Source organism: uncultured Alteromonas sp., assembly GCF_963976965.1.
Lineage (GTDB): Bacteria > Pseudomonadota > Gammaproteobacteria > Enterobacterales > Alteromonadaceae > Alteromonas > Alteromonas naphthalenivorans.
Window position 1 is genome coordinate 157,621 of the sequence record NZ_CAXBMP010000001.1, and the last position, 15,528, is coordinate 173,148.

At 44.0% G+C, this 15,528-nt stretch carries 13 protein-coding genes; 9 read left to right on the plus strand and 4 right to left on the minus strand.

What is annotated here, in order from left to right; genetic code table 11:
* Window positions 1-272 precede the first annotated feature (272 nt).
* Both AAC006_RS00720 and AAC006_RS00725 read left to right on the plus strand, forming a co-directional pair.
* The gene (locus AAC006_RS00720; RefSeq protein ID WP_013783896.1) at window positions 273-575 is read left to right on the plus strand and encodes a hypothetical protein; all 303 of its coding nucleotides are present in this window, start codon (window positions 273-275) and stop codon (window positions 573-575) included.
* 117 nt (window positions 576-692) lie between these two features.
* Window positions 693-977 carry a hypothetical protein gene (locus tag AAC006_RS00725; RefSeq protein WP_126872352.1) on the plus strand — a complete coding sequence of 95 codons (285 nt, stop codon included), beginning with the start codon at window positions 693-695 and terminating at the stop codon, window positions 975-977.
* 146 nt (window positions 978-1,123) lie between these two features.
* Here the strand turns inward: AAC006_RS00725 and AAC006_RS00730 are convergent, their stop codons facing one another.
* Window positions 1,124-2,317, minus strand: coding sequence for an MFS transporter (locus AAC006_RS00730; protein WP_013783898.1), 1,194 nt, complete (start codon window positions 2,315-2,317; stop codon window positions 1,124-1,126).
* Window positions 2,318-2,534: 217 nt separating this feature from the next.
* A complete protein-coding gene (locus AAC006_RS00735; protein WP_339890451.1) occupies window positions 2,535-3,638 on the minus strand; it encodes an NADH:flavin oxidoreductase in 1,104 nt (367 codons plus the stop codon).
* Between the two features lie 392 nt (window positions 3,639-4,030).
* Here AAC006_RS00735 and AAC006_RS00740 point away from each other — a divergent pair, with 392 nt between their 5' ends.
* From AAC006_RS00740 to AAC006_RS00750, 3 genes are read left to right on the plus strand one after another with little or no spacing between them, the layout of a single operon-like run.
* Entirely contained in the window at window positions 4,031-4,681 is a 651-nt protein-coding gene (locus tag AAC006_RS00740; protein ID WP_338456205.1) for a TonB family protein, read from the plus strand.
* Between the two features lie 52 nt (window positions 4,682-4,733).
* The gene (locus tag AAC006_RS00745) at window positions 4,734-5,300 is read left to right on the plus strand and encodes a sigma-70 family RNA polymerase sigma factor (RefSeq protein WP_339890452.1); all 567 of its coding nucleotides are present in this window, start codon (window positions 4,734-4,736) and stop codon (window positions 5,298-5,300) included.
* Window positions 5,297-5,911 (plus strand): hypothetical protein, encoded by a 615-nt coding sequence (locus AAC006_RS00750; RefSeq protein ID WP_339890453.1) that lies wholly within the window; start codon window positions 5,297-5,299, stop codon window positions 5,909-5,911. Before AAC006_RS00745 ends, AAC006_RS00750 begins: the two co-directional genes overlap by 4 nt.
* Before the next feature lie 177 nt (window positions 5,912-6,088).
* On the opposite strand, the gene cdd is transcribed toward AAC006_RS00750, so the two are convergent.
* Window positions 6,089-6,496: a cytidine deaminase gene (cdd, locus tag AAC006_RS00755; RefSeq protein WP_013783903.1), complete on the minus strand. Its 408-nt coding sequence runs from the start codon at window positions 6,494-6,496 to the stop codon at window positions 6,089-6,091.
* A 128-nt stretch (window positions 6,497-6,624) separates the two neighbouring features.
* On the opposite strand from cdd, the gene nlpI reads away from it, so the two are divergent.
* Window positions 6,625-7,518 carry a lipoprotein NlpI gene (gene nlpI, locus AAC006_RS00760; RefSeq protein WP_126872348.1) on the plus strand — a complete coding sequence of 298 codons (894 nt, stop codon included), beginning with the start codon at window positions 6,625-6,627 and terminating at the stop codon, window positions 7,516-7,518.
* A 13-nt stretch (window positions 7,519-7,531) separates the two neighbouring features.
* Complete coding sequence (locus AAC006_RS00765; protein WP_244360228.1) at window positions 7,532-9,289, plus strand: sel1 repeat family protein; 1,758 nt, start codon at window positions 7,532-7,534, stop codon at window positions 9,287-9,289.
* Window positions 9,290-9,293: 4 nt separating this feature from the next.
* Here AAC006_RS00765 and cysZ read toward each other — a convergent pair whose 3' ends face one another.
* Complete coding sequence (gene cysZ, locus AAC006_RS00770) at window positions 9,294-10,043, minus strand: sulfate transporter CysZ (protein ID WP_208804908.1); 750 nt, start codon at window positions 10,041-10,043, stop codon at window positions 9,294-9,296.
* A 281-nt stretch (window positions 10,044-10,324) separates the two neighbouring features.
* Between cysZ and smc the strand changes: the two genes are divergently transcribed.
* Entirely contained in the window at window positions 10,325-13,792 is a 3,468-nt protein-coding gene (gene smc, locus AAC006_RS00775; RefSeq protein WP_339890455.1) for a chromosome segregation protein SMC, read from the plus strand.
* Window positions 13,793-13,811: 19 nt separating this feature from the next.
* Window positions 13,812-15,401 carry a cell division protein ZipA gene (gene zipA / locus AAC006_RS00780; protein WP_339890458.1) on the plus strand — a complete coding sequence of 530 codons (1,590 nt, stop codon included), beginning with the start codon at window positions 13,812-13,814 and terminating at the stop codon, window positions 15,399-15,401.
* Window positions 15,402-15,528: the final 127 nt, after the last annotated feature.

A 15,528-nucleotide genomic window follows, 5' to 3' on the forward strand; every position in this document is an offset into this window, starting at 1 on the left:
GCATGCCCGCTAAAGCTTTCGTTTAGCGCAATTTAGTAGCACCAACTTATACGCCCATTTCTGAGCTTCTAGATTACGCCTAGAAAGACTACGCCTAGAAAGACTACACCTAGAAAGGCACGCAACATATCTCGTTACACCTCACTCTTTGTCAGCAAAGCAGTTATTGTCTATTCTGCTTTTAAGCTAATTGCACCGGGCGTGTCGCTTTCAATTCACCTAGAAGCATCTATAAGCGGCTCAAACTGCGTCACATACACGTGGGAATGATGATGGAAGAAGTTATTGTAGGGGAAGTAGCCAAAGGTCTCTTCAGGGCAGCTGGTTACCTAATTATTGAATTGTTTTTTTGGACAGTTTGCTATTGGGTAGGTTGGCCTATTTGCAAAGCGGTCACGTTTGGCGGATACCCAAAACAAAATAATCTACGGCGCTCAGAAAGTGAGAACGGACGGGAAAGTGAAGGCCGAAATTTTGGTGGCCGTAGTAGTAATCAGCACAGTAATGCATGGTGTGCATTGGTGGGTCTTGCCGTCGTTGTATCAGCTTTCTTGTTCATAATAACCCACTTTTAATAGCCAACAGTTATGCCAGTTACCGTGAATTAGGTATTTATAAGTAAATAACCTGCGACATTGAACAGGTTACATGTAATGCTTTGAACATTAGAACAATGACCTACCAGAGCTATTATGAATTTAGATAAATCGACAAAACGCATTGCTAAAAGGGTAAAGAAAGGATTTCAAGGCTACCCACAAATTACTTTAACGTATTATGGCGAAACGCCTGATTGCGCAAACGAAGTAGTGATGGGATTTATTGCCGAAGAAGGCGTTGCTCCACAAAAGCAGAAGTTTGCCAGCAAGACTGATGCAAGAACCGATGAAACTATTCAAACTACATTACTTAAAGTTATTGAACGGGCCGACGCAAAAACGGTAACAGAAGCCGAAGAGATTGTGGTCAGAAAATAGCGCCTGTTTAGCAACGCTGCAGTTTATTGAGAGCCTTACATAGACGTTAGTAAAACGATTTAAGTAGAAAGTCACCAATATAATTCACCATGATAATTCACAAATAGCAGCAAGCAGCGAGCCCACTTAATGGCATTCACTATTTTTTAATGGCGTGTTTTAAATTTTAGCGTAAAGAAAAACACCAATAAATAACAGCTGAACGAAAACCAGTAGGGCAGTGAGGCATCTATAGCATAAAGATATGAGCCTAAAAGCGGGCCTACTGCGAACCCCAAAGGCGGGCAGGCGCCAGCGATGCCTGCTACCGCACCTTGTTCATCTGATGATACCGCTACCGATACCCCAGCCATAAACCCTGGCCCCGCTATGCCTAACCCCAAACCCAATACGCACATGGCTGACATAAATTGAAGTTTAGTTTCACCAGAAGCTAAGATAGCAAACGCTATCATCATGATGGGCATTGAGAGCCGTAATAAGGTGAAAGGGCGAAGCTTTAATCGAGGAATAACCAGCATTTGAACCAACAACGCAGATGCGGCAGAAATCATTAAACTGAAGCCTACAATTTTGGCGGTATCGGTGCTGTTTAGTCCGAAGGTGTCTTGAAACCGAAAGGCTATAGTTTGCTGAACGATGGCAAAGCCCATAAACAACAATACGCCTGCTACTATTAATGGGAATATTCTAGGATCAGTGTATTTAAGCTTCTTGGGTGCTGAAGTATGTGTAGGCTTAGGCAATACGGGCAAAGAGTACATGGCTAATACCGCGACGGCAACGGTTACACCCACAGAAAAATAAAGCGGCGTAAGTAAACTTATACTGGCCAACAACCCACCAATGGCAGGCCCCAAAATTGAGCCAATATTGGTTGCAGCGCCTAGCGCGCCCATCCCCTTTACTCGCTCTTCTACCGTAGTGATATCTGCCATGTAGGCACTTGCTGAAGGCGATACAGCAGCCATTACCGTGGCATTGCCCACTCGCGTAATGATAAGTAAGACAAGCGCTGCTAAAGGAGCTAGCAGGCCTAATAGTGCAGCTTGGAATACACCCGCGAAAACCAAAGTACCCGCAGAATAACCAAACAATCCTATTAAGAGTACTATTCGTCTACCCCAGCGATCGCTAGCACGCCCCCACAAAGGGCTGATTAAAAATAATGTGAGAGACGAGCAAGAAATAATGGCGCCAATTTGCACTTCTATTAGGCCAATTTCTCTACCTAGCGGTGCTAAAATTGCGAACAGAACGGTTTGCGCAAATCCAATGGCAGCTGCGGCTAATAGCAGTGTATTTTTAGCTAACTTATTAGACGGCATGGGTTGTGTCATAGTGAAGATTACTGCTTGGTTGTACGGTCAATGATGAGCGTAGTGTTGTCAGCCATTCTGGATGTTGCCACTCAAATAATCCCATGTGCGTTTGCAAACATTTTAGTAAGCAAGTTAGCCAGATCATTAGCGAATTTATTGAGTGAACGTGCAAAGGTTCCACAAGCATTAATATAAATGCCTATGGAACTGCCTATGCACGAGCTTGTATAACTGCTTATGTAAGCGACGCGAGGGCTTTCCCTGAGAATTCCTCTAATTCATCAAGCTGGTTGTTTTTGATTTTATTTGCCCAATTGGCATCTTGGAGTAGGGCGCGGCCTACGGCTACCAAATCAAACTCGCCTTTTTCTAAACGTTCAATCAAATCATCGATAGCACGCGTGTTCGAACCTTTCCCGGTGAAGGCACCAAAGAAATCATCGTTAAGACCTACTGAGCCTACGGTAATTGTTGGCTTGCCAGTAAGCTTTTTCGTCCATCCTGCTAGGTTTAAATCGCTACCTTCGAATTCATTTTCCCAGTAACGGCGCTGTGAACAATGGAATATGTCTACACCTGCATCACTAAGCGGGGCTAAAAATTCTTCAAGTAATTGCGGTGTTTCCGCGAGGCGCGCTGTGTAATCTTGTTGTTTCCATTGTGAATAACGCAGCACAATGGGGAAGTCAGGCGACGTAGCGGCGCGGATCGCTTTAATAATTTCTACCGCAAAGCGACCACGGTTCGCCATGCTGCCACCCCAATCATCGGTGCGCTCGTTAGTGCCGCTCCAGAAAAACTGGTCAATCAAATAGCCGTGTGCCCCGTGAATTTCAATACCATCAAAACCAATGCGTTTAGCATCTGCCGCAGCGGTTGCGAAAGCACCGATTACAGACTCAATATGTTGTTGAGTCATTGGCTCTGCGCCTTGCTTACCAGGCTTAAATAAGCCTGAAGGCCCTGCACTAGGCAGTTCCGGGAAAGGGGCTTTTTCAGCAACACGAGCCATTCCTACGTGCCAAAGCTGAGGCATAATTATACCACCAACACTGTGCACGGCCTTTACCGTTTCTTCCCAACCGGCAAGCGCCTTGTCACCGTGAAAAACAGGAATGCGATGGCTCATATTAGCTACCGGATCGTTTACCGTAGTGCCTTCTGTGATAATTAATCCTGTTCCACCTTCAGCGCGGCGGCGATAGTAATCAGCAACCTCTGTGGTAGGAATACCTTCAGGAGAAAATTCACGAGTCATCGGTGCCATTACAATTCTGTTGTCTACCGAAAGCCCTTTATGTTCGAAAGGGGTAAATAACGCTTGAGTTTTAGTGGTCATGGGTAGTTATATTCCATATATAGTGCGCAAAATGTGCTTAAAAACGCGTTAGGCTTTTAAACGAACATTCAACGCAACAAAATTCATTTGGGGGAAACGTTAGTAGGCCGCTTTATCGTTTTCGTATCTTTTTAGCCGAGCTTATCGATACTGGCTCATCGATACAGGCTCATTAATACGTGCTTATTTAAACGAGCTCTATGATAAGCGCACGCTGCTTAGGTTTCACCGGTCTACGAGACTGAATATAGTATTAGCAGATGACGAAGAGTCAATTTATCAATCTGAATGGTCATACCAGTGGTTGCCCGCATGCAGTTTTAATCTAGCCGTAAAAATAAATCACCCCTATTGCCATTTTGTTTCGTTATGTAAGAAAACAGGAGAGCAATATGAACGCATTTACAGAACATGATGTACTTCGCCCCTTCAGCGTTAAGCCCCTTATTTACATAGCAATGAGTGTAGTTATCACCTTTGCTTTGTTTGCCGTTATGGCTAAATTGATAGAGAACGATCAGGTTGGGGGTAAAGTGACGGAATATCAAACTGTTGGGCCGATTGTACTGACGTTGGACGATCCTAAAGTGATTGTACGTACGCCTATAAAACCCATGGAGAAGCCTGTAGCGCAGCCGCCTATGGAAATACCCAAAGCAGATCCTACGCCCAATGACACCGATACAACGTTTAAGTTTACCCCTCAATTTACCAACAATACGGTGAATATAAATCCTAATTTTCAAAGTGGACAAAAGGATATGCAGGCTTCTCCGCAATTTCGAGTAGATCCCTCTTTTCCCCAAGAGGCATTGCGAGATGGTATAGAAGGGTGGGTGAAATTAGGTTTTACGGTAGCGTCAAATGGTACGGTACAAGATATTCATATTATTAGCGCCGAGCCCAAGCGTGTGTTCGACCGTGCAGCCCGTAGAGCCTTGTCAAAATGGAAATATAAACCAAAAATAGAAAATGGTGTGCCAGTGGCTCAACATGATATGTTTGTTGTATTAGATTTTCGTTTTGAATCCGCTCGTCAATAGCATGTTTTGATTGGTTTTTACTTAGTTCTTCAAGGTGAATAAGGGAGCGCGTATGAGTTATGCCAGAGCAGGGCTGCTGATATCGGTAAAAGATTGGTTCAGTGCACCCTTAAGCGATGAAAGCTTAATGGAACGATATGCGCGTACGGGGGAACCTAAAGCGTTATCTCGTTTATACGATCAATATAGCAATGCATTGTATTACTATTTGCTGGTGTTGAGTAACGCAGATATGGCGGCAGATATAACTCAAAAAACGTGGCTAAAGGTAATAGAAAAAAAGCACTTGTATCGCCAGGAAGGAAAATTTCTGGGCTGGCTTTTCACCCTTGGGCGCAACACCCTGCTAGATGAACTTAGAAAACAATATCAACAAAGTAACCATTGTAATCAGGTTGAAAGCTTGGTGTCTGATAGTAATCCGTTAGATGAGGTACCGGACTTTCACCAACTATTAAAGCGGTTACCCTTCGAGCAGAAAGAAGCATTTTCCTTGCAGCAAGAAGGGTTCAGCGTACACGAGATAAGTACAATTTGTTGTGTCCCTCACGAGACAGTCAAAACACGTCTTCGTTATGCAAGGGAAAAGCTTAAAAAAGCATTGGAGTCACAATCATGAACGACGAAAATGAACACTTCCGTCAGGCATATCAGCACAGTAAAAACCAACGCAAAGTGCCAAGTCGCATAAAACGTAACGTGATAAATAATGCAAAACACCATGAATATTCACGTTTTGGCCAAGGCTCACGCTTTTGGCAACTTCTAGGCGGTTGGCATAAAGACTGGTTTGCATTTGGTGCGGCCGCTTTTGTATTGGTGATATTGGTAGGTATTTATGATTTTAAAAGCCAGGTAAGCAATACTGTAGATATTGCCACTATAGATGTTGAATTTGAAGTACACGGTTTTACCGATGAAATAGCCGATGTAGATAGTAACGATTACAGCAAAAAATATAAGGCTTATAGTAGAGCTTACGAACAACAGTTGGCCACGTTGAATGCAGTAAGAACAAGCGTAGCGACACTGACGAACATCAATAATCAATGGACGTTAGTAGATTGCTCGTCAAAGCAAATAACCCTATCTGATAATCTTGTCGCGAGTATGAGAGCGCACCAGCGTATTGCCACAGGCATTGAAATTGGTGATCAAGTAGCATTAGCCTTCAATCAAAATGGACTGATCTTAAAGATTACTCGTTCTGCTGCGCCGAAAATGTGCTGATAAGATCTAGTCATTAAAAAAGCACTTGGGTTGAGCGTGAATTAAGCAATGCATAAAAATAAAAAGGGGGAAAGAAACATAGAATATCGCGGGTGAAAAGCGTAAGCCTTACGCGGGTTTATAAAATGTAAAATAACCGCGTAAGATCTTATACTTAAATATCAAGCCTAAACCTACCTACTTGCCTAAATCGTGCGCTCTAAACGCATTAGGCAGCAATTCACCAATGGTGGTTTCGTGGGTTTTACCCGATTTAGTGACCATCACCACAGGGGTATCGTCTGGCGCAAATTCTGCAATTTTTTGTCGACAGCCTCCGCAAGGAAAGCAAAATTCGTCATTTTGACTCGCCACCACAATAGAATGAATGCGTTTATGGCCGTGGCTAACCATATTTCCAATGGCGCTGGCTTCAGCACATTGGCTAAGGGGGTAAGCGGCACTTTCGACATTACAGCCTGCAAAAATATCACCTGACTCGGTAAGTACAGCTGCACCCACTTTAAAATCAGAATAAGGTGAGTGCGAGTGTTGTTGAACTTCTTGTGCTTGTTCTATTAGCTTTTTTATCTTTTTATTATCCATAACTACCTACATTCTCCCGACTTATAACTTTACTTTTTACACTAAATGCGAGAAAGTTGGCGGCATATAAAGCCGCTTACGCATCTGTAACGCGGGATGTTTTTCTTACTTAAGAATGCTTTTTTACCATGCGTCGAAACGTTAGTCTCATCTTTTTTTTCATATTTGTTGGTATTTTAGGCGGTTGTGCACAAACTCCAGAAGTTTCTCGCCAACCACAAATGGGTAATTTACTGTTAGCAGAGCCAGCGCCAGTTAATCCTCGCTCTGAAATGGCTATTGCCCGTTACAATCAAATTTTGGGTAGCAGCGCCTTGTCTGATGAAGACAAAGCAGAACTTCACCTACAGCGTGGAATGCTATACGACAGCGTCGGGTTAGGTGGATTAGCACAGTTTGATTACAGTCAGGCCATTAACCTTAAGCCGGATTTTGCAGAAGCCTACAATTCAATGGGTATTCATTACATTCAGCAAAGTGATTTTATTCAAGCCTACGATTCTTTCGATTCTACGCTGGAAATTAACCCTGAATATGACTTCGCCTTTTTAAACCGTGGCATTGCATTGTATTACGGCGGTAGATCGGAATTGGCTATAGAAGATTTAGGCTGGTTTTTACAAAAGGATAATTCTGACCCGTTTCGTGCCTTGTGGGCGTATTTTGCCCATTACGATTTATCGCCAGAAGAAGGTCAGGCTTATTTAGCGGCTATTCGCCCAGAATTAAATAATGAACACTGGGCCACCACACTAACCGATTTATTTTTAGGCGTGGTTGATGAAAACGCAGTGCTTAATTCGCTACTTGACGGTGTAAAGAGTCAAAAAGCATTAACCGATAGGCTGTGTGAAGCGTACTTTTATTTAGGCAAGTACCATAGCCAAGATGGCAACAATGGTATCGCTTCTAACTATTTTAAGTTGGCGCTGAGCACCAACGTCTTTGATTATGTTGAACATCGTTACGCTCGAATGGAGCTTAACCGTCTTCGTCAACGTTCGTCAGACGCTGAAGAGTAACAGCGTCTAGACAATGCGTGGATTAACATTAGCGATAATAGCGCTGTTGCTGATAGCGGGCGACAGTGGCCGTTACACGCAGCAGTTAGTGCGTAATGCTACCTCGGCAATACATGCTTACGATAAGCAATTCCTCTTAGCCGAGCCTCTTTCAACCGAGCCTGATTTATCTGATGCATTGGCACCCGAACAAGCCGGTTCTGATCCACTTAGCTCTAATTCAGCCAGCGCTGATTCAACTGCTAGCGCTCCCGCGAGTAACCCACTTTCGTCAAATAAAGCTCGGCCGTTAAAGCAAAGCGTTTACGCGCTGCTATGGCTTGCGGCGCAAAATCATGAACAATCTGGTACAAGTCAGGGCAACGACAATGCCAGCGAAGAAGCACAACACCTTCTTATCAATGTAGCAACTAAAAATAATGCCCAATATTGGCTTGAGCAGTTAGCCTCAATTAATAATGCTGACGCAGCATGGGCGTTATACCAATTACTAGGTGAGGAGGCCGCTTCAGATCGGCTGGTTCGTTTAGCTGCCCTTGGTAATGTCGCCGAAGCGCAACTCGCCTTTGCCATGGCGACTGAGAACCCAGAAAAACGAGAGAAATGGTTAATTAGAGCGGCTGAACAAGGCTATATGCCTGCTCAAGCTGCACTCGCTGATTGGTATCTGTTACACGCTCAACCAGAATTAGCAAAACCTTGGCTTCAGAAAACGGCCATGGATGATATGCAAAGTGCTTTTAAGTACGGCAGATTATTGTGGGATGAAAATAATCGTGACGACGCCAAGGTATTTATTCAGCGCGCCGCTAAGGAAGGTCATAAATTAGCGCAGCAGATAGCATCTGTTATTAAACGGTATAGGCCAACAACACCTACTGCTGTGTCTCAATATTCATGGCAATCAAATACAATGTGCCATCAGCGAATACAACTTGTCGCTACCTCATTGGCCACGATTGCTCGTGCTGATAAGTTATATAAAGACTATGTGAGCGATGAGCGGTTGAGTGAACTTCCACTATGTATTGCGCCGCCGTTATGGCTTGAAAATAATGTGCTCGATTGTAACGCTAATTTTCAAGGGCAAGGTAATCTTGCCTGCAACGTGAAGCCACTGGCGCCAATTGTTAAGGCTCGAGATGTTACCCATGCCATCGTGGTATCGGAGCAGGGCAAAGCTAATGTTCAAAATGGGGTGATGTACTTAGATATAAGCGATGCTTACTCGGTGATGGTACACGAACTGGCGCACTTCGCTGGTTTTATTGACGAATATGCGTTGTCACGCAACGCCGCAAGGCGATACTGCTCTAACGAAGGGTTAAATACATTTGCTCCGCCTAATCTTACTATGGACGGTGCTATTGCTTATCATCCTCAAAACACCGTAAATCACTGGGAAACCAAAGCCAAAGAAGCGTTTTTACCTTTACGGGTAGGGACTGCCAAAACCTGTGGTGCAATAAACGTCACCAGCTACAAACCTAGCCGTGTTATCACGTTTATGGAACACCATGATAGTGGAGTCATACCCGATTTATACTTGTCTTTGTGGCAAGACCAGTTAGCAAATCCCGCGGCGCAGCGACCTATTTCAATGAACCTGTTTCAGGCTTTTCATAAAAGCGGACAACCCCAAGAGGCCGGGCAATGGCTTGCGGCCTACGAAAGCCACAAGGCGAGTGGTGAAATAAATGCGGGGGAGGCAGCAGATGCTGCTACCACTACCGATACTAATACAGACGCTAAAACCAATACTGAAGAATAGAGTATTAAACCCGGTTCGTTAATGCTTCGTCACGTAGTTCACTAACCCACATTGATGTAGCGCCACAGATGGCGACTGGCATAACGATAAAGTTCACCACGGGAATAAGTGAAAAGATATTCACCATAATGCCAAAGGACATCGATTTGCCTTTATGCTGCGACAGGTGATTTTGCATGCGTTTGAAGTCAATTTTGTGGTTATCGTAAGGGTAATCGCAATATTGGATTGCCATCATCCAAGCTGAAAATAAGAACCACAGAATTTGCCCGAACACAGGCACAAATATAAACAGTATTAAAAAGCCTATGGCACGAGGGATATACCAGAAGAGTTTTGTGAATTCTCGACCTAAGGTACGAGGAATGTCTTTTACAAGGTCGAGTAATCCATCGTCACCCATCGCTTGCCCAGTTAAGTGCCGCTCAACTTTTTCTGATAATACACCATTAAAAGGCGCAGCAATCCAGTTTGCAAGTGTGCCAAATATCAGGGCAAATATAAGCAGTACACTTAACACCGCTAACGGCCATAAAAAGAAATTTACTGCCGTTTTAATCCAACCCAGCCATTCAGGTACTAGGTTTATCACATAGCTTATGCCGTATTCAATTTGGCCAAATAGAAAATAGAAAGCGGCGGAAAAAAGCAGAATGTTGATAGCCAAAGGAACAAAAACAAAGCGTTTTAAGCCTTTAGTTTTGATTAATGAAAACCCTTCAAAAAAATAATGTATACCACTTCGCGAACTCATCATTACTCCACTGCTCGGTTTTACTACGATGGTTTTACTAAAACTGCTACAAAAACTTTTACTAAAACAAAATTATTTACTCATTATACGTAACACCCTAACGCAAACGAAATGGTAATTGTTACAAGCTGTTAGATTTGGTAAAGTCCAAGCATAATAAAAACCAAAAAAATGTGCTTCCTAATGCACTTAGCCAATACGCTAAATATTTCTTTTATAACATTTAACCCATATCAACGGGGCGCATCTTGTTACGTAGCGTTAGTGCGTAAGGTATTGTTGTGCGTTTAAAAAAGATCAAACTAGCGGGCTTCAAGTCCTTTGTAGACCCAACCACAATTCCTTTTCCTAGTGAAATGACTGCTGTTGTCGGCCCAAATGGGTGCGGAAAGTCGAATGTAATCGATGCCGTACGATGGGTACTAGGGGAAAGTTCTGCTAAGAACTTACGAGGCGATGCCATGACCGACGTTATCTTCAACGGCTCTAGCGCACGTAAACCTGTGGGGCAGTGCAGTGTTGAGTTGTTTTTTGATAACAGTGCAGGGCGAATTGGTGGCGAATATGCCACCTACAGCGAATTATCAGTAAGACGATTAGTCACCCGCGATGCCCAATCTACCTATTTTTTAAACGGCACTAAGTGTCGTCGTCGTGATGTAACCGATCTGTTTTTGGGTACAGGGTTGGGGCCTCGCTCTTACGCCATTATTGAACAAGGTATGATTTCTCGGCTAATAGAATCTAAGCCGCAAGAGCTGCGAGTTTTCATCGAAGAAGCGGCCGGTATTTCCAAGTACAAAGAAAGAAGGCGGGAAACTGAAAATCGTATTCGCCACACGCAAGATAACCTAGCGCGGTTAAATGATGTGCGTGATGAACTTGGTCAACAACTTGAAAAGCTTCAGCGCCAAGCCGCGGCTGCAACCCGTTATAAAATGTTGCGTGAGAAAGTGCGTGAACTCAAGGGGCAATTAGCGGGTATTCGTTTTTTAAAAAATAGCGAACAAACTGAAAACTTAAAGCAGACGCTGCAAGGTCACCAGCAAGCACTTGATGCATTAGTGTTACGGCAACATGGCGATGAAGCGGGCATGCTCACCTACAAAGAGCAACTGGCGCAAAACAAACAAGCTGCAGACGATGTACAGCAGCAGCTATTTACCACCAGTAATGCGATTACTCGCATTGAACAAAACGAATTACATAGTCAGCAGCGCAAACAACAGATTGAGGCCGAACTCGTCACCTTGAACGAGCAAACGAACTTGTTGGTCGCTGGGTTAGAAGAAGCTAATCAAGCGTTAGCCACGTCTAAATCGGGTTTAGACACCTTGTTACCCCAGCAAGCATTGAATGATGAAGCTTTGGCACAAGCCAAAGACATGTTTAATGATGCCGAGCAAGAACGCCGTGACTTCAGTGCACAAAGCCGCGAGCACGAACAAATCTATCATCGCTTAAAGCAAGAAGTGCAAACCTGTCATAGTCAAATTCAGTCAACGATGAACATGCAGCTTCGTACTTCGCAGCGTATCAGTGAACTGAACGATGAGCTTAGCCAGCTCGACACCGATGATATTACCGATCGTATATCGATGTTGAACGCGCAAATTGATGAAGCCGAAGTCCAGGTAAGCGAGGCATTGGAACAATACAATGACACCAAAGAAGCCCTTAAAGGCAGTCAGCAAGCCCTAGCACAAGTAGAAACAATGCATAGAGAGCTAGATGGCGAACGACAATCTTTGCAATCTACCATTGCAGCACTATCAGCACTGCAAGATGATGCTGCTACTGGCTATGCCGAGGTGCATAGCGACTTACAATTGTTGTGGCAGCAGTTGAATGTGCCAGAAAATTTGAATGACTGTGTGGAAACCGTATTGCGCTATTGGCATCAACCTTATATTGCCAGTTCTCTTGAAATAAACGACTTAGTTAATCATATACCGCTTTTACCCATGGGGGAGCGGGTGTTTGCCCAATCAGCTTTCACCGATGTAAAACAACCCAACACCTTGGCTGCCGCTTTACCAAGCGAACGGGTACCAGAAGCGTTCAATCATATTCTATTGTGTGAAACCAACGCTGATGCAGTGAATATGGTCAGCACCATTGAAAACACAATGTCCGTACTTTCAGAAGAAGGTCTGTGGTGTGCTAAAGATTGGGTAGTGCGGGGCGGGGAAGTTGAAAACAGCGTGTTACATAGAGCATCAAAGCTGGCTGAATTAAGTGAAACGCTTAACCACATTGAAGACAATATAGCATTAGCCCAGGCAAAAGTAGAAGAAGCTAACGTGCTGGTTAGTCGTAATGCCGAGCAAAGTGACCATGCCAAACTCACTTATGAGAACCTTAAAAATACCCTAGTTCAGCATACCAATGCTATGTCTGTGTTGGTGATGCAAAACGAACAATTAGCGGCGCGAAGCGCAAAACTTAAAGACGAATTAAGCAAGCAAAACGTCATGTTAAGTAAAGAAGAAGCGCAGCTCGTTACTTTATCCGGACAGCTTGAAATTCATGAAGCGCAGTTATCGGAATACGAAGCGCGCGTTAGCGAAGCGCAAAATAACCGAGAACAATTTGATAATAAGGTGGCGCAACTTCGCAGCAAGGTAGAGTCGTTAACACATCAGGCTCATGAGATGGCATTAAAAGTACAGCAATTGGAAAGTCATCAAAATTTATATGCACAACAGGTAACGCGTAACCAACAGCAGCTCACCGATTATCAATCGAGACGGGATACGCTAAGCAAAGAGCTTACAGACTTGTCAGCGCCACAGGCGGTTCAAAAAGTTCAATTACAAGAACTGCTTACACAAAAAAGTGAACTTGAAAGCAAGCGTTCCGAGTACCAATCTAAGCATGATGAAATAGAGCAAATGCTGCGTGAGTCTGAAAAAGGTCAACAGGCGTTGGCGAAAGATATTCAAGAGCGCACGAGCAACATCGAAAAGCTAAATATCGAGATTGAAGGGTTTAAAGTGCGTGCTACTGCCATTTTGGAGCAATTAGAAGATAGCAAGTTGTCGCTAAAATCTATTCTCGAAACATTGCCAGACGAGGCAGATGAAACAAAATGGCAGAAAGAACTTGAAAGCACGCAAGGAAGTTTATCTCGCTTGGGGGCGGTGAATTTGGCAGCGGTAGAAGAATTCGAAACCCAATCGGAACGAAAGTTACACCTTGATACTCAATACCATGATTTGACCGATGCATTGGAAACATTGCAAAGCGCGATACGTAAAATAGATAAAGAAACCCGTACCCGTTTTTCTACTACGTTTGAGCAAGTGAACCAAGATTTGAAAACCCTGTTTCCAAAAGTGTTTGGAGGAGGCTCTGCTTATTTAGCCTTAACCGACGATGACTTGCTAGAAACTGGGGTGACTATCATGGCGCGCCCTCCTGGTAAGAAAAATAGCACAATTCACCTTTTAAGCGGTGGAGAAAAAGCGTTAACCGCTTTATCATTGGTATTTGCGATATTTAGGCTTAATCCAGCACCATTTTGTTTGCTGGATGAAGTTGATGCACCATTGGATGATGCTAACGTTGGGCGTTTTTGTAACTTGGTTTCAGAAATGTCGCAAACGGTACAGTTTATTTATATCACCCACAATAAGATTGCGATGGAAATGGCAAGTCATTTAACTGGTGTTACCATGGCAGAACCTGGTGTGTCTAGGATGGTAGCGGTTGATGTTGAACAAGCAATGGCTTTCGCAGAAGCATAACAAAGGGCGACGAAGCTAAATGGAAGATGAATTACGTCTATCACTATTGTTTGCAGGTACCTGCTTTATAATTGCAGTACTTGCGCACGGTATTTGGAAAATTCGCAAAAACGGTAAGCCGAGCAGTAAACCTCGGGTTGAACCCCGTCAGTGGGCAGATACTGGCGAGGAAGAAGGGTCGCAATCAGAAGGATTTGATGAATTAGGTATTGGCCAGGTTCGCGTGGTGAGTTCTGGCAATGCTCAAGAAAATTCGCAAGACAGTTTCGATGCAAGCGATGAACAAGACCTAGGTGATGCATCTAGCCATGACAATCACACTGCGGCGAGTACCTCTAAAGCAAAAAGTTTTTATGGTAGCGATAGCACCGATGATAGCGATGTTAGCGATGTAGGTGTTAAGCATGATGTTAATAATACATCGGATAAAACATCGCCTTACAATGAAACGAGTGATCCTTTAGCCGATTCTACGCAGAAAGAAGCTAATGCCGCGAGTAGTGGAGCGAGCGCTGAAGATTCCGCTTCCGACACTAATACACCCAAAGAAAAGGTAGCCGATAAACCTAAGCTTTATGGTTCGGTGGTGTCTAATCCAAAGCCACACCTTCAAAGCAGTTCCGCCCCTGCCAGTGAAGATGATGGATTTAGTTCAGATGCATTCCCAGAACCGCCAGGGTTTCTATTACGAGAAGGCGATGATGAACCTGCTAGCGAAGTTGAAACTGCCGCTACCAACAAGCCTTCTGTAAGTTATAGTGCGGTAGACAGTACACCAGTGTCTCCTGAAGCGGGCAATAGCCAACCAACGCCTGAACACAACTCACCAGAAATTGATGATTTCAGTTTGGACTCACCGGCAACACAATCTGTGTCGGGTAATACTGCGCAAACAGGCCACAAAGAGACCCAAAATCAGGCAAGCGAAGGTGCTGAAGTCGTTATTGCCAGCGGCCTAGGTGAACAAGCTAAGCGCTTTATGAAAGGAAAGCGCAGCAAACCTATTTCTCGTAAGCGCCAAGAGCCTAAATTTGGCGATGATCAAATGCGTATCGATTTTGACGATAGTGCAGCCAATGCAGGAAGCGCAGAAAGTGCCAGTACAGACAGCCAAGATAACAGTATGCAAACTGCTTCTGGCAGCCGCACCCAAAATGGCGGCGCTTCTGAGCAAGTTGAGCAAGAAGTACTCGTACTCAACGTGAAAGCCCCCGAGGAAGACCCAATAGCTGGCGCGGCCTTGTTGCCAATGTTATTAACGCTTGGCTTTAAGTTTGGTGACCAAGATATTTTTCATCGTCATGTCAATTCAAATGGTAAAGGGCCGGTATTATTTAGCTTGGCTAATATGTTTAAGCCTGGAATTTTCGATATTGATAGTCTTGAAACGTTCAACACGCAGGGTGTTTCTTTGTTTATGATCCTGCCCATTGAGGGCGACCCTCATCAAGTGTTCAATATGATGCACAACGCTGCACGTAAGTTGGCGGATGAGTTCGGTGCTCAAGTGCTTGATGGACGTCGTAGTGTGCTAACTAAACAAGGTTTACAGCAATACATGGAAAAAATACGTGAGTTTGAACGCAAACGTATGATTACCCGCCAGTAGTCAATTCCTATAAATTTGCATAAAGGGCCTGTCTTTTTAGCGGCCCTTTTTTGTTTTCTCATGCTACCATTAGGACAATTATTTGGCGTTAAGTACAGTCACTCAATTAGCATTGAGTGAGCGTGCT